At 59.2% G+C, this 23,366-nt stretch carries 26 protein-coding genes; 11 read left to right on the top strand and 15 right to left on the bottom strand.

Annotation, left to right across the window (positions count from 1 at the left end; translation table 11 throughout):
- The first annotated feature begins 103 nt into the window (after positions 1 to 103).
- From PSUM_RS13280 to PSUM_RS13265, 4 genes are all read left to right on the top strand, one after another.
- On the top strand, positions 104 to 601 hold the full coding sequence (locus tag PSUM_RS13280; RefSeq protein WP_033043215.1) for a DUF6231 family protein: 498 nt from the start codon (positions 104 to 106) through the stop codon (positions 599 to 601).
- A gap of 4 nt (positions 602 to 605) precedes the next feature.
- Positions 606 to 1,082: a YchJ family protein gene (locus tag PSUM_RS13275; protein WP_008056808.1), complete on the top strand. Its 477-nt coding sequence runs from the start codon at positions 606 to 608 to the stop codon at positions 1,080 to 1,082.
- A gap of 125 nt (positions 1,083 to 1,207) precedes the next feature.
- A complete protein-coding gene (locus PSUM_RS13270) occupies positions 1,208 to 1,702 on the top strand; it encodes an LEA/WHy family protein (protein WP_020798099.1) in 495 nt (164 codons plus the stop codon).
- Positions 1,699 to 1,905 (top strand): SEC-C metal-binding domain-containing protein, encoded by a 207-nt coding sequence (locus PSUM_RS13265; RefSeq protein ID WP_008056806.1) that lies wholly within the window; start codon positions 1,699 to 1,701, stop codon positions 1,903 to 1,905. The genes PSUM_RS13270 and PSUM_RS13265 overlap by 4 nt, the downstream gene beginning before the upstream one ends.
- 71 nt (positions 1,906 to 1,976) lie before the next feature.
- Here PSUM_RS13265 and PSUM_RS13260 read toward each other — a convergent pair whose 3' ends face one another.
- Complete coding sequence (locus PSUM_RS13260) at positions 1,977 to 2,543, bottom strand: cysteine hydrolase family protein (protein WP_033043219.1); 567 nt, start codon at positions 2,541 to 2,543, stop codon at positions 1,977 to 1,979.
- A gap of 309 nt (positions 2,544 to 2,852) precedes the next feature.
- On the opposite strand from PSUM_RS13260, the gene PSUM_RS13255 reads away from it, so the two are divergent.
- Entirely contained in the window at positions 2,853 to 3,263 is a 411-nt protein-coding gene (locus PSUM_RS13255) for a GNAT family N-acetyltransferase (RefSeq protein WP_020798096.1), read from the top strand.
- Positions 3,264 to 3,266: 3 nt separating this feature from the next.
- Here the strand turns inward: PSUM_RS13255 and def are convergent, their stop codons facing one another.
- The 3 genes from def to PSUM_RS13240 all read right to left on the bottom strand — a co-directional run bounded on the left by def (position 3,267) and on the right by PSUM_RS13240 (position 5,134).
- Positions 3,267 to 3,806: a peptide deformylase gene (gene def / locus PSUM_RS13250; protein ID WP_020798095.1), complete on the bottom strand. Its 540-nt coding sequence runs from the start codon at positions 3,804 to 3,806 to the stop codon at positions 3,267 to 3,269.
- Between the two features lie 2 nt (positions 3,807 to 3,808).
- On the bottom strand, positions 3,809 to 4,768 hold the full coding sequence (locus PSUM_RS13245) for a YihY/virulence factor BrkB family protein (protein ID WP_020798094.1): 960 nt from the start codon (positions 4,766 to 4,768) through the stop codon (positions 3,809 to 3,811).
- 174 nt (positions 4,769 to 4,942) lie between these two features.
- Entirely contained in the window at positions 4,943 to 5,134 is a 192-nt protein-coding gene (locus PSUM_RS13240; RefSeq protein ID WP_020798093.1) for a CsbD family protein, read from the bottom strand.
- A 197-nt stretch (positions 5,135 to 5,331) separates the two neighbouring features.
- On the opposite strand from PSUM_RS13240, the gene PSUM_RS13235 reads away from it, so the two are divergent.
- Positions 5,332 to 5,709 (top strand): hypothetical protein, encoded by a 378-nt coding sequence (locus tag PSUM_RS13235; RefSeq protein WP_008019269.1) that lies wholly within the window; start codon positions 5,332 to 5,334, stop codon positions 5,707 to 5,709.
- A 90-nt stretch (positions 5,710 to 5,799) separates the two neighbouring features.
- Here the strand turns inward: PSUM_RS13235 and fadD1 are convergent, their stop codons facing one another.
- Together fadD1 and fadD2 are read right to left on the bottom strand one after the other, a co-directional pair.
- A complete protein-coding gene (fadD1, locus tag PSUM_RS13230; protein WP_020798092.1) occupies positions 5,800 to 7,500 on the bottom strand; it encodes a long-chain-fatty-acid--CoA ligase FadD1 in 1,701 nt (566 codons plus the stop codon).
- 355 nt (positions 7,501 to 7,855) lie between these two features.
- Positions 7,856 to 9,544, bottom strand: coding sequence for a long-chain-fatty-acid--CoA ligase FadD2 (gene fadD2, locus PSUM_RS13225; RefSeq protein WP_033044979.1), 1,689 nt, complete (start codon positions 9,542 to 9,544; stop codon positions 7,856 to 7,858).
- A gap of 227 nt (positions 9,545 to 9,771) precedes the next feature.
- Between fadD2 and PSUM_RS13220 the strand changes: the two genes are divergently transcribed.
- Together PSUM_RS13220 and PSUM_RS13215 are read left to right on the top strand one after the other, a co-directional pair.
- Complete coding sequence (locus tag PSUM_RS13220; RefSeq protein WP_020797024.1) at positions 9,772 to 10,716, top strand: alpha/beta hydrolase; 945 nt, start codon at positions 9,772 to 9,774, stop codon at positions 10,714 to 10,716.
- A 41-nt stretch (positions 10,717 to 10,757) separates the two neighbouring features.
- Positions 10,758 to 11,228 (top strand): MaoC family dehydratase, encoded by a 471-nt coding sequence (locus PSUM_RS13215; protein ID WP_008056792.1) that lies wholly within the window; start codon positions 10,758 to 10,760, stop codon positions 11,226 to 11,228.
- Positions 11,229 to 11,347: 119 nt separating this feature from the next.
- Here the strand turns inward: PSUM_RS13215 and PSUM_RS13210 are convergent, their stop codons facing one another.
- The 4 genes from PSUM_RS13210 to PSUM_RS13195 form a co-directional block, all read right to left on the bottom strand.
- On the bottom strand, positions 11,348 to 12,211 hold the full coding sequence (locus PSUM_RS13210; protein WP_020797025.1) for an efflux RND transporter periplasmic adaptor subunit: 864 nt from the start codon (positions 12,209 to 12,211) through the stop codon (positions 11,348 to 11,350).
- A gap of 10 nt (positions 12,212 to 12,221) precedes the next feature.
- The gene (locus tag PSUM_RS13205) at positions 12,222 to 12,428 is read right to left on the bottom strand and encodes a DUF1656 domain-containing protein (RefSeq protein WP_020797026.1); all 207 of its coding nucleotides are present in this window, start codon (positions 12,426 to 12,428) and stop codon (positions 12,222 to 12,224) included.
- Positions 12,415 to 14,403 carry an FUSC family protein gene (locus PSUM_RS13200; protein WP_020797027.1) on the bottom strand — a complete coding sequence of 663 codons (1,989 nt, stop codon included), beginning with the start codon at positions 14,401 to 14,403 and terminating at the stop codon, positions 12,415 to 12,417. Before PSUM_RS13200 ends, PSUM_RS13205 begins: the two co-directional genes overlap by 14 nt.
- A gap of 160 nt (positions 14,404 to 14,563) precedes the next feature.
- Entirely contained in the window at positions 14,564 to 15,031 is a 468-nt protein-coding gene (locus tag PSUM_RS13195) for a ferritin-like domain-containing protein (RefSeq protein WP_020797028.1), read from the bottom strand.
- 204 nt (positions 15,032 to 15,235) lie between these two features.
- On the opposite strand from PSUM_RS13195, the gene PSUM_RS13190 reads away from it, so the two are divergent.
- Both PSUM_RS13190 and PSUM_RS13185 read left to right on the top strand, forming a co-directional pair.
- On the top strand, positions 15,236 to 15,472 hold the full coding sequence (locus tag PSUM_RS13190) for a DUF3820 family protein (RefSeq protein ID WP_008056784.1): 237 nt from the start codon (positions 15,236 to 15,238) through the stop codon (positions 15,470 to 15,472).
- Positions 15,473 to 15,496: 24 nt separating this feature from the next.
- On the top strand, positions 15,497 to 16,678 hold the full coding sequence (locus PSUM_RS13185) for an aminotransferase class V-fold PLP-dependent enzyme (RefSeq protein ID WP_033044990.1): 1,182 nt from the start codon (positions 15,497 to 15,499) through the stop codon (positions 16,676 to 16,678).
- Between the two features lie 209 nt (positions 16,679 to 16,887).
- Here the strand turns inward: PSUM_RS13185 and PSUM_RS13180 are convergent, their stop codons facing one another.
- The 3 genes from PSUM_RS13180 to zwf are packed head-to-tail and all read right to left on the bottom strand — an operon-like array spanning position 16,888 to position 19,740.
- The gene (locus PSUM_RS13180; RefSeq protein ID WP_020797030.1) at positions 16,888 to 17,553 is read right to left on the bottom strand and encodes a bifunctional 4-hydroxy-2-oxoglutarate aldolase/2-dehydro-3-deoxy-phosphogluconate aldolase; all 666 of its coding nucleotides are present in this window, start codon (positions 17,551 to 17,553) and stop codon (positions 16,888 to 16,890) included.
- Positions 17,554 to 17,570: 17 nt separating this feature from the next.
- On the bottom strand, positions 17,571 to 18,284 hold the full coding sequence (pgl, locus tag PSUM_RS13175) for a 6-phosphogluconolactonase (RefSeq protein ID WP_020797031.1): 714 nt from the start codon (positions 18,282 to 18,284) through the stop codon (positions 17,571 to 17,573).
- Positions 18,271 to 19,740 (bottom strand): glucose-6-phosphate dehydrogenase, encoded by a 1,470-nt coding sequence (gene zwf, locus PSUM_RS13170; protein WP_020797032.1) that lies wholly within the window; start codon positions 19,738 to 19,740, stop codon positions 18,271 to 18,273. The genes pgl and zwf overlap by 14 nt, the downstream gene beginning before the upstream one ends.
- Before the next feature lie 228 nt (positions 19,741 to 19,968).
- Here zwf and PSUM_RS13165 point away from each other — a divergent pair, with 228 nt between their 5' ends.
- Positions 19,969 to 20,829: a MurR/RpiR family transcriptional regulator gene (locus PSUM_RS13165; RefSeq protein WP_173667176.1), complete on the top strand. Its 861-nt coding sequence runs from the start codon at positions 19,969 to 19,971 to the stop codon at positions 20,827 to 20,829.
- Between the two features lie 145 nt (positions 20,830 to 20,974).
- Here the strand turns inward: PSUM_RS13165 and PSUM_RS13160 are convergent, their stop codons facing one another.
- Both PSUM_RS13160 and PSUM_RS13155 read right to left on the bottom strand, forming a co-directional pair.
- A complete protein-coding gene (locus PSUM_RS13160) occupies positions 20,975 to 21,829 on the bottom strand; it encodes a D-hexose-6-phosphate mutarotase (protein WP_020797034.1) in 855 nt (284 codons plus the stop codon).
- A 113-nt stretch (positions 21,830 to 21,942) separates the two neighbouring features.
- Positions 21,943 to 23,289, bottom strand: coding sequence for a carbohydrate porin (locus PSUM_RS13155; RefSeq protein ID WP_020797035.1), 1,347 nt, complete (start codon positions 23,287 to 23,289; stop codon positions 21,943 to 21,945).
- Between the last annotated feature and the right edge of the window lie 77 nt (positions 23,290 to 23,366).

Genomic DNA, 23,366 nt, shown 5'->3' with positions numbered 1-23,366 from the left:
TTTTATCTCGTGTTCACAGGGAATCGTGACTTTTCACGCAAAGCCGCTCTAGGATCGAACAAGCGGGCAGGCTAGTCTTGGCAAATCTGATTGAGGATCTTCAATGAATGCAGGTATTTCTTCACGCACGCCGCAGCAGGCGCTGGCTGCTTTGCTGGACCGTTATGCCCCTGCGCGCCTGTTGTTGATTGGCGCCAGCGAATTCCCCGCGCTTGAGGCCTTCAAGCTTGCGCATCCGGACAGCAGCGTGGCGCATACGGCGCCCGGATCGCTGCCTGCCGAGCTGGCGGCGCGCCGCTTTGACCTCGCGCTGGTGGTCGACTGCCTCGAACACCTGCCCAAGCGAGATGGGCTGAACCTGCTCGGTGGCATTCGCAACCTCAATGCCAGCCGCATCGCGGTGCTGGCCGACTTGCCCGCGAGCGGCTGGCAGGAAACCGATTTTTTCTCCCTGGCACTGCAAGCCAGCGAACGCTTCCAGCGTGACGAGCAGGTGCTGACGCTGTTCACTTATGATCTGCTTGACTACAAACAAGTACCCGACTGGCTCAACTCGCGGTTCTGGGCCAATCCGGAAAACTTTGGGAAATACTGGTGGTAACGCAATGAGTACATCCATTTGCCCTTGCGGCAGCGGCACCCTGCTCGATGCCTGCTGCGGCCATTACCATGCCGGACATCCGGCACCCTGCGCCGAAGCCCTGATGCGCTCGCGCTACAGCGCCTACGTGCTGGGCCTGATCGATTACCTGGTGGCCACCACCCTTCCCGCCCAGCAAAGCGGGCTCGATCGCCAATCGATTACTGACTGGAGTGCCCAGAGCACCTGGCTGGGCCTTGAAGTCGAAAGCTCCGAAGTGCTCGGCGGCCAGCCGGAGCATGCCTTCGTCACGTTCACCGCACGCTGGCACGACGGCAGCGGCGAGCACAGCCATCGTGAACGCTCATCGTTTGTACAGAATGCCGGACGCTGGTACTTCATCGACCCTACCGTGCAACTGGACATCGGGCGCAACGACGCCTGCCCTTGCGCCAGTGGGCACAAGTTCAAGAAGTGCTGTTCGGGGTATTTCGGTAGCTGATACAAGGTCAAAAGATCGCAGCCTGCGGCAGCTCCTACGTCGAATTGACGTACACCCTGTAGGAGCTGCCGAAGGCTGCGATCTTTTAGCGGCTAGACTGGGGTTCTAGGGAGAGAAAAACGACCATGATCACCCAGCAACTCGCACGCATTCTGCTCATACTGGCTCTTTGCCTGGGGCTCGGCGGCTGCGCGTCCTGGTTCAGTAACGATGAGCCAGACCCCGAGGTGCATCTGGTCAGGGTCGAAGTCGTGCGGGCCAAGCTGTTGGAGCAGCGGTTCGTCCTGCATTTTCGCATCGACAACCGCAATGACAGCGAGCTGACCGTGCGCGGCCTGGAGTACCGCATCCACTTGGGCGACATCCTGCTGGCCGAGGGCGAGCACGAGCACTGGATCACCGTAAACCCCAAGAGCAGTCGTTTTTACAAGGTGCCGATCCGCACCAACCTGTGGCCTAAGGTCAGGGACCTGGTCAAACAACTGAAAAACTCCGAGCAGGCCATTCCCTATCGTCTTGAAGGTGAGATGGAAACCGGTTTATTCATCGCTCACTACGTGCACCTGGCGCGTAATGGCGTGATAATCCCCGCCGATCTAATTCCGGAGCAACCTCGATGACCCAGCAACCCCATGTTCATGGCCCAGACTGCAACCACGATCATGACCATCACCAGCATGATCACGACCATGGCCATGTTCACGGCCCGAACTGCGGCCACGCCCACCAGGAACCGGTGCGCAACGCCTTGAAAGACGTCGGCCGCAACGATCCTTGCCCATGCGGCAACGGCAAGAAGTTCAAGAAGTGCCACGGCGCTTGATCGGCTGAATCCGATTCTCTGTAGGGGCTACGGGTGTATCAGGCTGGCCGCCTTCGCCGGCAAGCCGGCTCCTACAGGGTTTCAACCGCGTCCAGGATATGTGCGGTGCTGGTGACGGTGGCGTACTCGCCGTGCAAGTTCCCCAGCGACATCGCATGAACCTCTTCGGCTGAATGGGCATTGCCGAAAAAATCGGCCTTGTCGAAGGTAAAGCAGCCATCCTCCACGACCCAGGTCTCAAACCCCAGATTGCCTGCCGTGCGCGCCGTGGACTCCACCGAGTTGTGAGTCGCCACGCCAACGATAACCAGTTGCTCGATCCCCGCCTCGCGCAAAACGGCTTCCAGCCCCGTCGAACAAAACGCGTCCGGTACCTGTTTTTGAACGTGTCGTTCGCCAGGAGCAGGCAGAAACCGCGTCTGAAACTCCACCCCGGTCTGCCCAGGCCAGAACACTGAATCCTCTGAACGGGACAAATGTTGCACGTGAATCACCGGCCGAGCGCTACGGCGCCAATGGCCGAGCAGTTGCAGCATGCGCTCCTCGGCCTGGGGATTGTTCCGCCGACCGAGTTTGGGATGCAGGATGCCTTTCTGTTGGTCGATGATGATCAGCGTCGCGTTGGTCTTGAGCTCCATGCAGACTTCTCTCAGACGATTCAAAGGGGCAATTTTTGCAGATTTTTTCATAAGGACCGCTCCCATGTTGCATGGGAGCGGCCATCAACGCCAGCTCAGTGACCGAACACGCCTACCTTCTTGGCTTTCTTTTCGGTGCGCTTTTCGATGGCGGTTTTCAGCGGTTTTTTCTTCGCTGCTTTCTTCGAATCCATACCTTTGGACATGATGCGTACTCCACTGACTGGGGATGTGAGATCAGGTATACACCTATCTTCGGCGGCGTGTTCTTTTATAATCACCCGCTTTGCGCACCGACAGTCCCAGACCATGCCCGACACCCAGTACACCCGTCTCGACGAGCCGTCATGGCCGCTGATGAACAAGTTTTATCGCGCCCACCAATCGTCGATGAAGGCGGTCCGCGACGCACAATTGTGGGTTGCGCGGCGCGACGGGATCGTCGCGGCGCTGTGTTTGCGGCCGGTGTCCGGCGGGCATTGGTTGACCGGGCTGTTTGTCGACCCGGCCTGTCGCGGACAGGGTGTCGCCGCGGCATTGATCGCCGCCGCCACCCAAAACATTGAAAGCCCGGTATGGCTGTTCTGTCATCCGGACTTGCGTGATTTTTACCAACGTCGTGGCTTTGCCTTCGATCCGCCAATGCCCTACGCCATGGTCGAGCGCCTGAGTCGCTACGCGCGCAGCAAGCCGATGATTGCCATGGGCCTGGAGCCGTAACAGTCAGTCGTCTGCGTTGGGATCAAGGTCCGGGAACATCACCTCGGTAAACCCGAACTTGCTGAAATCGCTGATGCGCGACGGGTACAACCGACCGATCAGGTGATCGCACTCATGCTGCACCACCCGCGCGTGAAACCCTGAAGCGATACGCACGATCGGCTCGCCCTTGGGGTCGAACCCTTCGTAGCGGATGTGTTGATATCGATCCACCGCGCCGCGCAGGCCAGGCACCGACAGGCACCCTTCGAAACCTTCTTCCATCGTCGGGCTCAGCGGCGTGATCAGCGGATTGATCAGAATGGTCTGCGGCACCGCTTCGGCGTCCGGGTAACGTTCGCTGTGCTCAAACCCGAAGATCACCAGCTGCAGGTCGACTCCGATCTGCGGTGCGGCCAGGCCTACCCCGCCGACGCTTTCCATGGTCTGGAACATGTCGTCGATCAGTTGCCACAATTCGGGGCTGTCGAACATCTCGGCCGGCACTTGCGGGGCGATGCGCAGCAGGCGTTCATCGCCCATTTTCAGGATTTCACGGATCATGGTCAGGTTTCGTCAATGGTCGGTTTGGGTTTTGAATGATCCCGGCCCAGTCCCGACACGTGGTGTTTTTCCTCATGGACGGGTCCATGCTCGCCGGGAACCTTCTCGCCAGGGTCTTTGCCCTCTCGCGACATGTGCTCGATCACCGCATTCATTTCCGCTCCCAGCAGCAACACTGCGGCGGAAATGTAGAAGTACAGCAACAGCACGATGATCGCACCGATACTGCCATACATGGCGTTGTAGTTGGCGAATTCCTTGACGTACAAACCAAAGCCCAGGGACGCGATGATCCAAACCACCACTGACAGCACCGAACCTGGCGTGATGAAGCGGAACTCCTGTTTGACGTCGGGCATGACGTAGTAGATCAAAGCGACGGCAACCATCAACAAAATCACGATCATCGGCCAGCGCACGATGCTCCACAGCGTGACAATGAAGTACTCAAGACCAACTTGCGATGCGATCCAGCTCATCACCTGCGGCCCTAGCACCATCAGGGCGGCAGCGATAAGCAGCATACCGGCGATGCCGACGGTGTAGATGATCGACAGCGGAAAGCGCTTCCACGCCGGCCGGCCTTCAACCACATCGTAGGCGGCATTCATCGCGCTCATCATCAAGCGCACGCCGGCCGACGCGGTCCACAGGGCAATCACGATACCCACCGACAGCAGTCCCCCCTTGGATTGCTGGAGCTGGTCGATCACCGGGTTCACTTGCTCGAGCGCCTGGGGTGGCAACACCAGCTCCGATTGCAGGCGCAACCAGGAAAAAAAGTCTGGCAGATGCAGGAAGCCGATCAGGGCAATCAGGAACAGGATGAAAGGAAACAACGAAAACAGCATCTGATAGGCCAGCGCCGAGGCATAGGTCGACATCTCGTCATCGACGAACTCGGTGACCGTGCGCATCATCACACGGTGGATAGGCAGGCCTCTCATGTCTGGAAAAATCATTAGCGTCTCCATTCGCCGCAATCAAGATAGGGTTGAAGTCGTGGCGACTCAGGGGCTGTTTTCTACATCAAAGCAGTTTACTTGGCGACTTTGAAACGATTTCCGTGCTCAAGTTCAGGCTGACACAAAAACGGCCATCCGTGGATGGCCGTCGCGTTTGCCAATCAGGCCGAATCAGGCCTTGTCGACGCCTTTTTTGACAGCGTCCTTGGCTTTGCCCACGGCTTGCTGAGCTTCGCCTTTCTTTTCCTGCACAACGCCTTCGGCGCGCATCTTGTCGTTGCCGGTAGCCTTGCCAACGCCTTGCTTGACGTTACCAGCGGCTTCATTGGCCATGCCTTTAACTTTATCGCCTGTGCTGCTCATGGTATTTCTCCCGAACATATTGATGAATAAAGTGGTTACAGAAGGTTGACCGGAGGCGTTTGCACGGAGTTTCATTTATTTTTATCGCGACATTTCATCGATCCGAGCAGGTTGGGCTTTATGTTTACCGGCCAACCCCCGAGAATGCGCAACGTATTCAGGCCCTGGCGCTGAAGATCCAATTTTGTAGGAATGTTATGAAACTCGATAAAAAGCAGGCCATTGCCCGCAGAAATCAGGAACTCGGCGGTGCTGTGCTTGGCGTCAACAATTGCCACTTCACCGAACTGAACCGCAACCGCAACATCTGGTGGTTCGACATTCCGGTGTCGCGCCTGGCTGTTGGCCAGTACGAGTGGATTCACCTGCTGATGCACACGCCAGACACCGACGAACTGCTGCACCTGAAAGTGCCGACGGTGTTCCTGCGCGAAAAACTCGAAGGCCTGGTGGTACGCAACGAAGGCAAGCGCAAGGCGGCCCTGAGCCTGGAACTGAGCGCCGACAAGGACTCGTTCCTGCAGGACATGCGCCCGGCGGGCACCAACGTTAATTTCGCGCCGTTCCGCCAATAACGCCCCTCTTGCTTGATCGTTCCCACGCTCTGCGTGGGAACGATCAGAACACAAACAAAAAGCCCCGCATCTGCGGGGCTTTTTGTTTGATTACGCGGCGGTTTTCTTCGCGTTGATCTTCTTCAACTCTTCATCACGCAGTTCACGACGCAGGATCTTGCCGACGTTGGTGGTCGGCAGCGCATCGCGGAACTCCACCGCTTTTGGAACCTTGTAGCCGGTGACGTTGGCGCGCATGTGCTCCATCACCTGCTCCTTGGTCAGGGTCACGCCCGGCTTGGCGACGATGAATATCTTGATCGCCTCGCCCGATTTCTCGTCCGGTACACCAATGGCCGCGCATTGCAGCACGCCCGGCAGGGTCGCCAGCACGTCTTCGAGCTCGTTCGGGTACACGTTGAAGCCGGACACCAGGATCATGTCTTTCTTGCGATCGACAATGCGCATGTAGCCATCCGCCTGGATCAGCGCGATGTCGCCGGTTTTCAACCAGCCTTCGCTGTCGAGGATTTCATCAGTGGCTTCCTGGCGCTGCCAGTAGCCCTTCATGACTTGCGGGCCTTTCACGCACAACTCACCGATTTCGCCCAATGGCTGTTCGACACCGGCATCATTGACGATTTTGCACAGGGTCGACGGCACCGGAATGCCGATGGTGCCGATCTGGATGTTCTGGATCGGGTTGACCGTGGCCACAGGGCTGGTTTCGGTCATGCCGTAACCTTCGCAGATGGCGCAACCGGTGACTGCTTTCCAGCGCTCGGCCGCCGCCAGTTGCAGGGCCATGCCGCCGGACAGAGTGACTTTCAGCGCCGAAAAATCCAGCTTGCGGAAGCCTTCGTTGTTGCACAGGGCCACGAACAAGGTGTTGAGGCCGACGAAACCGCTGAACTTCCACTTCGACAGTTCCTTGACCATCGCCGGCAGGTCGCGCGGGTTGCTGATCAGGATGTTGTGGTTGCCGATCAGCATCATCGCCATGCAATGAAAGGTGAAGGCATAGATGTGGTACAGCGGCAGCGGCGTGATCAGGATCTCGCAGCCTTCATTAAGGTTGGAGCCCATCAACGCCTTGCACTGCAGCATGTTCGCCACCAGGTTGCGGTGGGTCAGCATCGCGCCCTTGGCGACGCCAGTGGTGCCGCCGGTGTATTGCAGCACCGCGACATCGCTGCTGGCCGGGCTGGCTTCGGTCACGGGCTGGCCATGGCCCTTGCTCAGCACATCGTTGAACTTGACGGCTTTGGGCAAGTGATAGGCCGGCACCATCTTCTTCACATACTTGATCACGCTGTTGATCAGCAGGCGCTTGAGCGGTGGCAGCAGGTCCGCCACTTCTGTGACGATTACATGCTTGACCCCGGTTTTCGGCACGACGGTTTCAGCCAGGTGCGCCATGTTGGCCAGGCAAACCAGGGCTTTGGCACCGGAGTCGTTGAACTGGTGCTCCATCTCCCGCGCGGTGTACAGCGGGTTGGTGTTGACCACGATCAAGCCGGCTCGGATGGCGCCGAAGACGGCAACCGGGTACTGCAACACGTTAGGCAGTTGCACGGCGATTCGATCGCCCGGCTGTAAATCGGTATGCTGTTGCAGGTAAGCGGCAAAGGCACCGGACAATTCGTACAGCTCACCGTAGGTGATTGTCCTGCCCAGGTTGCTGAATGCCGGTTTGTTGGCGAAGCGTTGGCAGGACTGCTTCAACACTGCCTGAATATTCGGGTACTCGTCTGGATTGATGTTGGCAGCAATTCCAGCTGGGTACTTATCCTTCCAAAAGTCTTCGATCATGGAAGCCCACTCCTCAGCAACGCGAATTCAACACCGCATTTGATGCGATTATTATTGGTGTTTGTCTATAGGTGAGTCTGGCTTTTACTAGGCCGAGAAGTCACAAAGCGCGCCGAGAGTAGCAGCTTTAAAAAGGGTCGACTAGAGCCAAAATCGGCCTCTACGGTCACAATCGTGACTCAAGATTGCTAATCGGTCATTTTAGAGCAAAAAACCTATATGTCGCTGAAAGCCCCGTAAATCGGGGTATCAAAGCAAAAGATCGCAGCCTTCGGCAGCTCCTACAGGGATCGCGTTCCATTGTAGGAGCTGCCGAAGGCTGCGATCTTTTGGGATCGCCTCAATTTATTGGCGGTTATGCGATATCCCGCAACTCCCGCCGCAGAATCTTGCCGACCGGCGTCATCGGCAGCGATTCACGCAAGACGATGTGCTTGGGCACTTTGTATGCCGTGAAGTTTTCCTTGCAGTAGGCCTTCAGCTCTTCAAGGCTGACCCCTGCCTCACGAGCCACCACGAACAACTTCACCGCCTCGCCCGAACGCTCGTCCGGCACACCGATCACCGCGCAGTTGGCGACTTTCGGGTGAGCCATGACCACGTCTTCGATTTCGTTCGGGTACACGTTGAAACCCGAGACGATGATCATGTCCTTCTTGCGATCGACGATGCGCACAAAGCCGTCCGGGTCGATCACCGCAATGTCACCCGACTTGAACCAGCCCTCGGCATCCAGCACTTCGTTGGTCGCTTCGGGTTTCTGCCAGTAGCCCTTCATGATCTGCGGGCCCTTGATGCACAACTCGCCCCGCTCGCCCAATGGCTGCTCGACCCCTTCGTCGTTGATCACCTTCAACGTGGTGCCCGGCACGGGCAGGCCGACCGTGCCGATGCGCGACTGGTCGCCGTACGGGTTGGTGCAGGCCACCGGCGAGGTTTCGGTCAGGCCGTAACCTTCGGTGATGCGGCAACCGGTCAACTGCTCCCAGCGCTCGGCCGTGGCCTTGACCAGTGCGGTGCCGCCGGAGTTGGTGAGTTTCAGGCTGGAGAAGTCGAGGGTCTTGAAATCCGGGTGGTCCATCAGCGCGACGAACAGCGTGTTGAGCCCCAGCAATGCCGAGAACCGCCAGTTTTTCAGCTCCTTGATGAAGCCGCCAATGTCCCGCGGATTGGTGATCAGCACGTTGTGGTTGCCGGTCACCATCATGCACATGCAATTGGCCGTGAAGGCATAGATGTGGTACAGCGGCAGCGGTGCAATCATCACCTCCTGGCCTTCGCGCAGCAGCGCCTGGCCGTCGGCCGCGAACTGGCTAAGGCAGGCCCGCGCCTGCTGCATGTTCGCCACCAGGTTACCGTGGGTCAGCATCGCCCCCTTGGCCAGGCCGGTGGTACCGCCGGTGTATTGCAGCACGGCAATATCCTTGAGGCCGGCGTTCAGCGGCTTGATGCTCTTCCCTTTGCCCTGATGCAAGGCGCTTTTGAAGGAAATGGCCTGGGGCAAGGAATAGGCCGGGACCATTTTTTTCACCTTGCTCACCAGCGTATTGACCAACCAGCCCTTGGCGGTGGGCATCAGGTCGCCCATCTTCGCTTCGATCAGGTACTGGATGTCGGTGTCCGGGAGCACTTCCTGGACCTTGGCCCCGAACATGTTCAGGTACACCAGTGCCCGGGCACCGGAGTCCTTGAACTGATGGCGCATCTCCCGCGCGGTGTACAGCGGGTTGGTGTTGACCACGATCAGCCCGGCGCGCAAGGCGCCGAATACGGCGATCGGGTATTGCAGGACGTTGGGCATCTGCACCGCGATGCGATCCCCCGGCATCAGGTCGGTGTGGGCTTGCAGGTAACCGGCGAACGCTGCGCTGTAGCGTTCCAGTTCGGCGTAGGTCAGGGTGACACCCATGTTGCTGAATGCCGGGCGATCCGCGAACTTCTTGCAGGAACGTTCGAACACCTCGATGACCGACTTGTATTCAGCGACATCAATGTCCAGGGGGACGCCGGCCGGGCGTTTGTCATTCCAGAAATCAGGTTGCATTGTTCTTGTCCTCTTTACCTGAACCTATCCGGGGCCGCTGCCCTGTCTTTTCGCAACAACAGAACGCGGAGCTTCACGGACACTAGCAGCTATGGTGAATCAGGCAAATATGGGCCAAGGCGTCATTGATCGTGTGAATCTTCCCGCCGTGGCGTGGGCTGATGCCAGCGGCTTTATGCGCTATACAATGCAACCACCTCGCGCACCCTGCATGGAAAGGAATCGCCATGATCCACGACACGTTCTGGCTGACCACCAGTGACCGCAACCGCCTCTTCGCCAACCAGTGGCTACCTGCTGGCGAGCTCAAGGCCGTGATTTTGCTGGCTCACGGCATGGCAGAACACAGCGGCCGCTACGCGCGCCTGGCGGAAAAATTCTGCGAGCAGGGTTACGGTGTCTACGCGCCGGACCTGCGCGGACATGGCAAAACTGCCGAAAACGGGACGCTCGGCCATTTCGCCGACAGTGACGGCTGGGCCAAAGTGGTGGGTGACCTGGCGTGCCTCAACCAGCACATCGGCCAGCAACACCCCGGGGTGCCTATCGTGCTGCTTGGGCACAGCATGGGCAGCTACATCGCCCAGGCCTATCTGTTGCATCACAGTGCCAGCCTGCACGGGGCCATTCTCAGCGGTTCGAACTTCCAGCCGGTGGCGCTTTATCGTGCAGCCCGGCAAATCGCCCGTGTCGAACGCCTGCGCCAGGGCCCCAAGGGCCGCAGCGCCCTGATCGAATGGCTGTCGTTTGGCTCGTTCAACAAAAAATTCAAACCGGCGCGCACCCGCTTCGACTGGCTCAGCCGTGACCCGGTGGAAGTCGACCTGTACGCCAACGATCCGCTGTGCGGCTTTCGTTGTACCAACCAGCTTTGGATCGACTTGCTCGGCGGGTTGCAGCAAATCAGCAAAGCGTCCAATCTCGCCCAGATCGATCCGGGCCTGCCGCTGCTGGTGATTGGCGGCGAATGTGATCCGGTGAGTGAGGGCAAGCGTCTGAAGGATCTGGCCAACGCGCTGCGCAAGGCTGGCAGCCAGAACTTGCAACTGACCGTTTACCCGCAGGCGCGGCACGAACTGTTCAATGACATCAACCGTGATGAAGTGACGAGCGACGTGTTGGCCTGGATCAACCAGGCGTTGAGCAGTCCACGACCACACCGAACCGAATAGTTTTTTGTGAATTTTTTAATTCGTCACAGGAATCGAGAGACATGACCCAGGTTACCAACACCCCTTACGAAGACCTCGAAGTCGGCCAGACCGCCAGCTTCAGCAAAACCGTTGAAGAGCGCGATATCCAGCTGTTCGCCGCGATGTCCGGCGACCACAACCCGGTGCACCTGGACGCCGAATACGCCGCCAGTACCATGTTCAAGGAGCGAATCGCCCACGGCATGTTCAGCGGTGCGCTGATCAGTGCCGCGGTGGCCTGCGAGCTGCCTGGGCCGGGCACTATCTACATCGGCCAGCAGATGAGCTTTCAGAAGCCGGTGAAGATTGGCGACACCCTGACGGTGCGCCTGGAAATCCTCGAGAAACTGCCGAAGTTTCGCGTGCGCATTGCCACTCGCGTGTTCAACCAGCGCGATGAGCTGGTGGTGGACGGCGAGGCGCAGATCCTCGCACCGCGCAAGCAACAGTCGGTGACCTTGACCGAGTTGCCGCCGATCAGCATTGGCTGACGTGTCGTTATGATCGTTCCCACGCTCCGCGTGGGAATGCCTCAACGGACGCTCCGCGTTCGGCTTTTTGGGACGCAGAGCGTCCCGGGCTGCATTCCCACGCGGAGCGTGGGGAACGATCAGTGTGAACCCTCCTGCACCTGTACGCTCGCCGTCATCCCCGCACTCAAGTTGAGCCCCTCAGGCACGTTCTCCAACTTGATGCGCACCGGTATCCGTTGCGCCAGCCGAACCCAGTTGAATGTCGGCTCCACCTCTGCCAACAACTGGCCATCCGGCGTGGTATTTCGGTCGGCAATCCCCCGACTGATGCTTTCCACCCGCCCCTGCAAGGCATCCCCGGCGCTCATCAACCAGACTTTCACCGGGTCGCCGACATGGATGCGCGGCAGTTTGGTTTCTTCGAAATACGCCTGCACATAAAAGGTCGAGTCATCGATAAGGGCCATCACCGATTGCCCAGCATTCACATAATTGCCTTGGGCCAGGCGCAGGTTGGTGATGTGCCCGTTGCGCGGGGCTTGCACTTGGCTGCGGTCCAGATTGATTTGCGCAGCCTTGGCTTCGGCCTGGGCTTCGCGCAGTTCGCCACGGGCGATGCCGGCGTTGATCTGCGCGTTTTCCCGCAGCTCCGCACTGATCGCCTGCGGCCCAAGACTGGCGCGCCGGCTGGCTTCGCGCTCGCGTAGATTGAGTTGTTGCTGGCGGGTCTGCACCACGGCTTCAGCCTTTTCCAACGCAGCTTCGAAACGGTCGCGGTCAATGCTCAGCAACAGGTCGCCGGCCTTGACCTGCTGGTTGTCGTAGGCCTTGAGCTCTCGCACCCAACCTGACACATCCGGGGAAATCACCACCACGTCCGCACGGATGCGCGCGTCGCGGGTCCAGGGTGTCAGCATGTAGTACTGCCACAAATGAAAACCGGCAAAAATTGCCACCGCCACCAGGCACAGGGTGACCGCGACACGTACAGAAGTACGCATATTCAACTCCTTACAAAGGTCCGAGGACGACGGTGATCACGGTCAATACGCAGACGTACAAGGCGCAATCAAATAACGCTTCATGCCAGATCCAGCGGCTCACCGGCGTCAGGCGCAACAGCAGGCGCAAGGCGCCGGTCACCAGCAGCGCCAACACCACATAAATCAGGAACGGGCTGAGCAGCACACCGCCCACTGACCACTCACGCAAGCCCATCGATGTCCTCCTGCTGGCGGCACCAGGCGCGCCAGCTGTGTTGCAATTGCAGCACCGCACCCTGGGCCAGTTTCACCGCATCGCCGGGTGGCAAGGCGTACAAGGTTTGCAGCAACGCTGCACTCGGTTCGGCCAATGCCTCGGCGCGACTGCCAGCGGGGCCTTGGCGCAGGACATTTTCCAGGTCATCGAGATAACGCCGTTGCGGCTCTGTGACCGGCACCTGCGCCACCGCCAGGCTCAAGCGCAGGTGCAACAATTCATCGCCGATGTCCAGGCCGAGCAAGCCATCGTCCCAACGACTGCGCGCTGGCTCCGGCAGTTCCGGATAGTGCCGCGCCAATTGCAGCAAGCGGTCGGCCATGCGCCCACCGAACCAGCTTTCAGCGCCCGCCAGGTTACGCCGTGTCAGGCGTACCAGATCGTCCAGGGTTGCCGCCAGCAGGCGTCGGCCATGCCAGGCCGGGTTGCGCAGGATCAGCAAGTGAAACGCCAGCACCGCCGCACCGACACCAATCACCATGGCCTGCGCGCTGTTGAAGAACGTTGCGACGTCGAACTGCATCTGGTTCAACGGGGCGACCAATACGATGAAATGCAGGCAAAACGAGGTGGCAGTAGCGCCGATCTGCGCCTTGGCCATGCCCAAGGCACCAAAAAACAGCGGTACACCCATGCCCAGGCAAAGCATCGCGAAACTGCTCCATTGCGGCAGTAGAATTTGCCCGACGATAAACGCCGCCGGAATAGCCAGAAAAATGCCGCGCATGAAACTCATGCCGATCTGCGCACCGTTCTCGCGACTGGCAAACAGGCTGCAGACCACACAGGTCAATACCAGTGCACCGGCTGCGGCGGGCCAGGCGGTTGCCAGCCAAAAGCTCGACACCACCAGGAAGGCCAATGCGCTGCGGGCGCCGAAGACCAGGGCCAGAGACAGATCGCGATGTGGTGTCAGGGTTCTCGGTGGGTCGAGTGATTGGCCTCCCTGCTCCACCACTTTCAACGCTGCGTTTGCCGCCATGGCGGTATCTATCAACAAGGTGAAACGGACCAGGCAGTAACTCTGCGCAGAACTGATGCCCGGATCATGGGAAGCATCGAGCAAGCGCGGGCGCAATGCTTGCAGGGTCGCGGTATCGGCGTTGTTCAGCGCCTCCTGAACCTCGTTCATCCAGGGCAACAACAGCTCGGACTCTGGCGGCGCCAACTGCTTCCACTGCCTGCGCACCGAACGGGCAATACGCAGCAGCATCAACAGCTTCTGGCTCAAGCCGCTGATGGCCCGCGCACGTTGCCGACCACGGCTGCCTTCGAACCAGGCATGTTCGCGCTGGGCGTCCACCGCGACGATTCGTCCGAGGATTTCCAGCAGCCCCTTGCGCGCCTGGGCATCACCGGCCAGGGTCGCCTGCGCCGCATTGAAACCGCTTTGCCAGGCAGCCCGGGCCTGATCGGCTAATTGCCGTTCGACCCGCAGCGGCCAGAGCAAGGCACTGCTGGCCGTTGCGCAGATAATCCCCAGGCAGATTTCCGTACAGCGCGCCACCGCCTGATCGAACACCGTCAGCGGATGGTTGATAGCGGGCAAGGCAATGATCGCCACCGTGTAGCCGGCCAACACAAATGAATAGGACCAGGCGCTGCGCAACAGCGTTGAACTGGCGGTACACAGCCCTAGCCACAACGCCAGGGCCAGCAGGAACAACCAGGGCGTCTGGGCGAAGACACCCATGAACACGACTGACATTATTGTCCCGACCAGGGTCCCCAGCAGCCGCGCCAGGCCCTTTTGCAGCACCATACCGGACAACGGCTGGGCCACGATGAAGGCCGTCATCAACGCCCAGGCCGGTTGCTCAAGCCCCAAGCGCAACGCCAGCCACAACGCCACGCCCCCGCCGATCAAGGTCTTGATCGCGAATTGCACGGCGCGGCGGTCGGGCAGGAACAAGGCCTGCAAAGTGATAGGCACGGAATGGACTCTTGGGAGCACGATTTAACGAACGATAGTCGGCCTGAGCCGTGTAACTTGAAAACAAATTATTAGCTAGCTATCTATATCGCGTCCAGCAGTAAATCCATAACACAAAAAAACGCCAGACTGGCTGGCGTTTTTGACAGCTAACGGACGCTTACGAGCGTGCGCGAGCCTGGTTGCGCAGGGCTTTCACCTGATCGTGATTGCGTTGTACGCCATGGTACTGACGCTCTACGAGGTCGCGAATGCCCACCAGGTTGTGCTTGTTGATTTTTTCCATGGCGTCCCTGTAGGCCTTCAGTGCATGGTCTTCACCACGCTCGGCTTCATTGAGCACGGCCTCTTCGTCCTTGCCGGTGAACATCGACTTCACGTCGACCCAGCGACGGTGCAGATCACCGCTGACACTGGTGGAAGTTTCCGGATCGCCACCCATGGAGCGCACGGCGCTTTGCAGTTCTGCAGCCGCCGCGGCACAGTCGGCCGAACGTTGCACGAACAGGGTTTTGAGCTCAGGGTGCTTGATGTCTTCAGCGCAAGTCTTGAACCCTTCCTGACCGTCCTTGCTGGTTTCAATCAGGTCGTTGAGTACAGAAATCGCTTCTTTATTCATGTCGGTCATTTTTCAATTCCTTGCGGGTTGATGAAAGATGCAATAGGTATTGCACTGGTCATGCCAGCCTGGAACCGATCGTTAATTTGTTAATTTTCAATAAGTTAGAATAGAACAGAAAATCTGTACCCGTTTTATTTGCATGATCTGTCATTTGGCCTGCATGCAGAATGCCTGTATTTTCGAGACTGATTGATTCAAGGCGACCGATTGATGAACCCTGAAAAGCTCGAATTGCTGATTACTCGCCAAATGCCCTTTGGCAAATACAAGGGGCGAATCATCGCCGACCTGCCCGGCCCCTACCTCAACTGGTTCGCCCGGGAAGGTTTCCCCCATGGCGAACTGGGTGGCTTGCTGGCCCTGATGCAGGAAATCGATCACAACGGCTTGTCCGAGTTGCTCGAACCCTTGCGCGCCAAACATGGCAAACCCGCGCCCCGTCATTGAAATCGCCCACTCATCGAGTAATCCATGCCCGACAACACCCTCCGTGCCCGTGATGAAGCTTTCTGGCGAACCTTTGCCGACCGCTACGAAGTCCAACCTGGCCCGATCAATCTGGAAAACGGTTACTTCGGGCGAATGTCGCGCACGGTGGTCGAGGAATACCAACGCAACATCGAGCTGATCAACCGCAGCAACTCGGTTTATGTGCGCCAGCGTTTCGAACAAGGCGAGAGCCAGAAGATCAGTTCGCAGGTGGCCGGTTTGATTGGCGTTGCCGCAGAAAGCGTCGCCCTCACCCGCAATGCGACGGACGGGCTGCAAGCGTTGATCCGCAACTACAACCGCTTGCAGCCGGGCGACCAGGTTCTTTTCAGCGACCTCGAGTACGACACGGTCAAGGGCGCCATGCGCTGGCTGGCGCGCAATCGAGGCGTCGAAGTGATCGAGATCGAGCATCCGCATCCCGCCAGTTTCGACAGCCTGCTGAACACCTATCGCGAAGCCTTCACGCGTTACCCGCGACTCAAGCTGATGGCCCTGACCCACGTCACCCACCGCACCGGCCTGGTGATGCCCGTCCAGGCGATTGCAGCCGCCGCCAGGGAACATGGCATCGACGTGATTCTCGACGGCGCCCACGCGTTGGGCCAGTTCGAATTCGATCTCAATGAGCTGGGTATCGACTTCGCCGCCTACAACCTGCACAAGTGGATCGGAGCGCCTCTGACCCTGGGTTTCATCTTCATCGCCCCCGAGCGCCTGGCCGACATCGACCCCGACATGGGCGAGATGCACTTCCCGGTGACCGACATCCGCGCCCGCACGCCCTACAGCACACCGAACATTCCTGCCTTGCTGACCCTGCCGCTGGTCATCGAGGAACATCATGCGATGGGCGGTTCGACAGCCAAGGGGACGCGGCTGAACTATTTGCGCAACCTTTGGGTAAAGCCAGCACGCGAACTGTCGGGCATTGAAGTCATGACGCCGGATGACCCGAGGCTGTATTGCGGCATTACGTCGATGCGCTTTGTCGCGCATGCCGACCAACAGCCGATGGTCGAACGCTTGCTGCGCGACTACAACCTGTTCACCGTGGTTCGCAGCGGTGCGGCCTGTGGTCCGTGTATCCGCATCACGCCGGGACTGACCACCACCGCGGCTGACATGATGCTGTTGACCACGGCACTGACTGAACTGCGATAACGGACCATCTGTAGGAGCAAGGCTTGCCCGCGATGAGGGCATCCCATTCAACATTGATGTCGACTGACAGGACGCCATCGCGGGCAAGCCTTGCTCCTACAGAGAAACGCGCCGATACCAGGTTTTTTTTGCGGGCAAAAAAAAACGGTGCACCGACCAAGCGCACCGTAAAGCCGTAAAACACACAACTACGTGTCAGGTAAAGCTGATCAGTCCAGCAGCGCCAAGGCCTCGGCGGTGCATTCCTGAATGCGGGCCCAGTCGCCGTTCTTGATCCACTCCGGATCGAGCATCCAGCTACCGCCCACGCACATGACGTTTTTCAATGCCATGTAGCTCTTGATATTGGCAGGCCCCACGCCGCCGGTCGGGCAGAATTTCACTTCGCCGAACGGACCGCCCAGCGCCTTGATGGCGGCGACGCCACCACTGACTTCTGCCGGGAACAGTTTGAAGCGGCGATAGCCCAGGCCGTAGCCCTCCATGATGCCCGAGGCGTTGCTGATGCCCGGCAACAGCGGAATCGGGCTGGCTACGCTGGCTTCCAGCAAGTCACGGGTGATGCCTGGCGTGACAATGAATTGCGAACCGGCCGCTTCCGCCGCAGCCAGCATGTGACGATCGAGTACGGTGCCAGCACCGGTTACCAGTTCCGGACGCTGCTCACGCAGGACCTGGATGGCCTTGAGGCCGAACTGCGAACGCAAGGTCACTTCCAGGGCGGTCAGGCCACCGGCTGCGAGGGCGTCGGCCAACGGCAGGATGTCCTGCTCGCGGGCAATGGTAATCACCGGCAGGATCCGCGCCTTGGCGCAGAGGCTGTCGATCAGGGCAACTTTATCCGCCATGGAAACGGTCGGGGATGGGTTTGTCATAGCGGCTGTTCCTTGGCTCATGGGCACCAGTAAATCTCTAACGTGGGTTGCAGAAAGGCGCGCACCGGCATTTCGGCGACATCGTCACCGGCCAGCGCGAAACTCAGGGTGGTCAACTTGGACTGACCGGAAATCGACAGAATCTTGTGTTTGGCCGAGGCCAACAGCGCACGGCTCATGGTCAGGCGTTGATGCGGTACGGTCGGTGCGAGCATCGGCCAGCATCGACGAATGCCATCCGCCTTCAAGGCTTCGTCCAGGTTCGGGCTGTTGGGGAACAGCGAGGCAGTGTGGCCGTCATCGCCCATGCCCAGCACCAGCACGTCGATCACCGGCAGTTCGGACAGCAAACGATCGGCCTGCTCGGCGGCCTGCTCCAGGTTGGCGCTGGCGCTGTACAGGCTCAGGAACTGCGCCTTGGCTGCGGGCCCCTGCAACAGGTATTTTTTCAGCAGGCCGGCATTGCTGTCGGCATGCTCGACCGGCACCCAACGCTCGTCGGCAAGGCTGACCACCACGTTCGACCAGTCCAGCGCCTGCTTGGCCAGGTGCTGGAAGAACGCCACCGGGCTGCGGCCACCGGAGACCACCAGGGTCGCCGTGCCTTGGGCCTCTATGGCATCGCTCAGTTGCTTGGCCACGTTCAGCGCCAGGCTTTCAGCCAATAGCACCGGGCTCTTGAACGCATGTGCGTGGACGCCCTTGGGCAGTTTCAAATCAGATATCGCCATACCACGACCTCCCGTCCCGCGTGATCAGAGCAATGGAACTCATCGGTCCCCAGGACCCGGCCGCGTACGGCTTGGGCGCATCACCGGATTTTTTCCACCCGGCGATCAACTGGTCACACCACTTCCACGCGGCTTCGATTTCATCTTTACGGACAAACAGGTTCTGATTGCCACGCATTACTTCCAGCAACAACCGCTCGTAGGCATCGGGGATCCGTGCGCTGCGCCAGGTGTCGGAAAAATTCAGCTGCAACGGACCGCTACGCAGCTGCATGCCCTTGTCCAGGCCTTGTTCCTTGGTCATCACACGCAAGGAAATGCCTTCGTCCGGTTGCAGGCGGATAATCAGCTTGTTGCTGATCTGCAGGCGCTGCTCGGGAGCGAAAATGTAGTGCGACGGTTCCTTGAAGTGGATGACGATCTGCGACAGCTTCTGCGGCATGCGCTTGCCAGTGCGCAGGTAAAACGGCACGCCGGCCCAGCGCCAGTTGCGAATATCGGCACGCAGGGCGACGAATGTCTCGGTGTCGCTCTGGGTGTTGGAATTGGGTTCTTCCAGGTAGCCAGGCACCGGTTTGCCTTCGCTGTACCCGGCGATGTACTGGCCACGCACTACCTGGGTGGTCAGGCCTTCCGGGCTGATTGGCGCCAGCGCCTTGAGCACTTTGACTTTCTCGTCACGGATGCTGTCGGCGGACAGGTCGGCCGGCGGGTCCATGGCGATCAGGCAGAGCAGTTGCAGCAGGTGGTTCTGGATCATGTCGCGCAGCTGGCCGGCCTTGTCGAAGTAGCCCCAGCGGCCTTCGATGCCGACCTTCTCGGCCACGGTGATTTCCACGTGGGAGATGTAGTTCTGGTTCCACTGGGTCTCGAACAGGCTGTTGGCGAAACGCAGGGCGATCAGGTTCTGTACGGTTTCCTTGCCCAGGTAGTGGTCGATGCGATAAGTGCGGTTCTCCGGGAAGAACTGCGCCACGGCGTCATTGACCTTGCGCGAGGATTCCAGGTCCGAACCGATGGGCTTTTCCAGTACCACGCGGGTATTTTCAGCCAGGCCAACCTTGGCCAGGTTCTCGCAGATCGCGCCGTAGACCGCCGCTGGCGTGGCGAAATAGGCGATGACCCGTTGCGCACTGCCGGCCACTTCAGCCAGGGCGATGTAATCTTCAGGCTTGAGGAAGTCGACGTGCAGGTAGCTCAGGCGCGCAAGGAAACGCTCGACCACGGCTTCGTCCAGCTCCTTGGCACCGACGTAGCGGCGCAGCTCGGAGGTAATGAACGCCAGGTGCTCCTGCGCGCTACCCGGCTCGCGGGCCAGCGCGATAATGCGCGTGTCCTCGTGCAGGAGGCCTGCGCCATCGAGTTGATAAAGGGCAGGAAACAGCTTGCGCAAGGCCAGATCGCCCAAAGCGCCGAACAAGGCAAAGGTGCACGGTTCAACCGTAATCGAAGGCATGATGTTTGTTCTTTTATCAAGTTAAGCTACAAATACCTTTTTTCAAGGCATCACTCAAGGGAAAATGTAGTAATAACCACAACATTTTCGCAAAATACAGATTCCGAGTGGTGGTCGGTCGGAGCCATCAGTAGGATAGGCCACCGTTACGGGCCTCACCAAAGGCCCTTTTTGCATTAGCCGCGCGCTTATTGGCGCAGGTGAATCAAGGAAACTCATATGGACCGCGTGCGAAATTTACTGGAGCAGATCCAGAATCGCCTTGAAGAGCTGAACAAGGCCGAACGCAAAGTGGCCGAGGTGATCCTGCTCAATCCACAGCAGGCCACCCGATTCAGCATCGCCGCCCTCGCCCAGGCCGCCTCGGTCAGTGAACCGACGGTCAACCGATTCTGCCGTTCGTTCGGCGTCAGCGGTTACCCCGAGCTGAAGTTGCAGCTGGCCCAGAGCCTGGCAAGTGGCGCGGCCTACGTCAGCCGTGCGGTGGAGGCCGACGACAACCCCGAAGCCTATACGCAAAAGATCTTCGGTAGCGCCATCGCGTCCCTGGACAGTGCTTGCCAGGCACTGGACCCGAACCTGATCAGCCGCGCCGTCGACCTGTTGATCCAGGCCCGACAGATTCACTTCTTCGGCCTGGGCGCTTCAGCCCCTGTGGCACTGGATGCACAGCACAAGTTCTTCCGTTTCAACCTGGCTGTGACCGCCCATGCCGACGTGCTGATGCAGCGCATGATTGCTTCGGTTGCGCACACCGGCGAGTTGTTCGTGATCATTTCCTACACCGGCCGCACCCGCGAACTGGTGGAAGTGGCGCGCATCGCCCGGGAGAACGGCGCTTCGGTACTTGGCCTGACCGCCGAGAACTCGCCCCTGGCCAAGGCCAGTACCTTGAGCCTGAATATCCCGCTGCCGGAAGACACCGACATCTACATGCCGATGACTTCGCGGATCATTCAGTTGACGGTGCTCGATGTGCTCGCCACCGGCATGACCTTGCGCCGCGGGGTGGATTTCCAGCCGCATTTGCGCAAGATCAAGGAGAGCCTGAATGCCAGCCGGTATCCGGTGGGCGACGAGTTCAGCTGACGACAGCTTCATTGCCTGGCCCGGCCTCTTCGCGAGCAGGCTCGCTCCCACAGTGGACCTTTGTTCAACGCAAATACTGTGTTCACTGAAGATCTACTGTGGGAGCGAGCCTGCTCGCGAAGGGGCCAGCCGCAACACCGCAAAATCATGCCCCAACCCGCGCCTGCAAACTCAAATACGCCCGCTCCCCAGGCTTCAGGCACAGGCTGTCGGTGCCGCCGCTAGCCGCCTCTACGCAAACGAATTCAGATATCTCATTCCAACTCACCCCCAGCAACGGCCGCGAGCCCGGATGCCAGACCACCGTGTCGGCACTGGCACCCGTATCGATACATAACGCCCGCTGCCAGGCATGGTCGTTGAGCTGCAGTTCACCGTCATGCTGGAACACCCGCTGACAACCTCCATCGACGCGCAACTCGCCTTCCTGCTGGCAAACCTGGCGGTTCAACTGGTCATAACCCTGCACACCTTCCAGCCCAGACAGCGCTATCTCACTGACATCACCAATACGCCAGTAAGCGTGCAAAGCCTGACTCAATTGGCACGGCATGTCGTCCTGATGCTCAGTGCTCAGACGTAAATCCATGCGCTCACCGAGGTGCGCGTGCAGGTCCACCTGCCAGTCGCACAGCTCAAGCTGCCAATGCAGGCGCACGCCATCGTCATCGCTACTGCTGTCGATCAGTTTCCAGTCAAGCAACCGCGCCCAACCATGGGATGGCCAGGCGTTTTCGCTTGGATGCCGGCCATACCATGGCCAGCACACCGGCACGCCACCGCGAATGGCCCCGACCTGCGGCCACTTCGCCGCGCACCACAGCCAGGGCTTCTGGCCCTTGGGCTGAAAGTGCAGCAACTGCGCACCCTGACGACTGAACACCGCCTGACACAGCGGATGATCGATCACCAACACGTCGCGCTTCTGATAGCGCTCCCATGCGAACACCGGCCGTTCACGCAGGGATTTGAAGAAGCGTTGTAGCGGATGCTCAAGCATGTGCCACGGTCCTGAAAATCATCTGTTACCGGGGTGCGCGACCCGCAAAAAAAAGCGGACAGCCATAGCCGTCCGCAAAATGCGCACATGGAGAAGAGCTTATCGCAGTCGCGTTAGAACACCGACTGAATTTTCAGGCCGGCGACCAAAGCGTTATCAACTTCATCGACGCCACCTGGGTGAGTGATGTATTGCAGGTTCGGACGCACGGTCAGCCAGTTGGTCACGTGGAAGCCGTAGTTGAGCTCGTAGTTGTATTCGGTGTCACGCAGCGGCGAGAACAGTGGATCGTTGTAGTCGCTGACGCCATTGGAGGCGTTGACCAGTTCAGCGTTCTTCTTCACGTCATCGTTGACATGGATACGGGCGAAACCGATGCCCAGGTCATCTTTGGGACGCGCATCGAACGGCCCCTTGTACACAAACATCAGCGACTGGTAGTTGTCGACGATGTTGGTGTCCTTGTCGTGGAAAGTGGCGTTGGCGGCAATGTTCAGACCGCGGGTCGAGTCACCGTTATGGCTGGTGAGTTGCTGTTGTGCAACGAACCAGTAGCCGTGCTTGCTGCTGTGGCTGCGATAGGCGTTGCCGCTGGTTGCCGCGTTATTGCCGTTGTCGTCTTCAAGAACGTCATCGGCGCTGGCCGTGCTCTTGTAGTAACCGACACGGTATTCGCCCGGCAGGTTGCCAGGGTTAGGCAACCACACCAGCTCGACCGGCAGGACGGTGCCCTCGGTCCCACTGCCGCTGAGCTTGAAGCCATTGCCGTGTTCCAGTTGCGACGGGTTCTGGTTGTAGGCGCCGATCTGCGCATAGAACTCAGGCGAGATGTTCCACTTCAGGCGGATAGCGGCCTGGCTGACCGGCCAGTTGTACCAGATGTTGGTGGCCCAGTTACCCACCTGGGAGCCGCAGAACGCCAGGTTCTGGAATTCGCACGGGAAGGAGTTGAAGTCTTCACCCTCACCGAAGTAACCGGCCTTGATGTCGAGTTTATTGTCGAGGAACTGGTGCTTGATCCACAGTTGGGTCAGCCGGACCATATGCCCACGACCGTAGACTTCCTGCGAGGAACTCAAGGTGCCGGCACGCGGGTCGCCGATACGGTCATTGGAGATGTTTTCACCGTTACGGTTGGTGAGCTGGATCTTGGCCTGGGTGTTATCCCAGCCGAACAGTTTCTCCAGGTCCAGCGCCGCGCCCAGGCCAAACTGGTCACTGTAGCGTGCAGTCTTGTCATCGTTGAACCCGCCGTGGAGGTTGCCGCCCACTTCACCGACGTAGTCCATCTTGATGTCGATGCCCTGCTCGATCAGCCTGGTCCGCTCGCCCCCCCAATCGCCGGTCATCCATTCGGAATCGGCGCTGAACGCTTCAGCCGCGTGAACGCTGCCGGCCAGCATCATGGCTGCAACGGCCGATAACTGGCAGATAAGCTGAGCGCTGTTGTTCTTCTTCATCCCTACTTCCTCGTCTTATTGTTATTAACTTTTGTTTTTCTAACGCGGTTCCATCGGTTGTGGCAGGCGACAGGCCG

This window comes from Pseudomonas umsongensis, from assembly GCF_002236105.1.
Lineage (GTDB): Bacteria > Pseudomonadota > Gammaproteobacteria > Pseudomonadales > Pseudomonadaceae > Aquipseudomonas > Aquipseudomonas umsongensis.
This window is presented reverse-complemented; position numbering and strand designations above follow the sequence as displayed.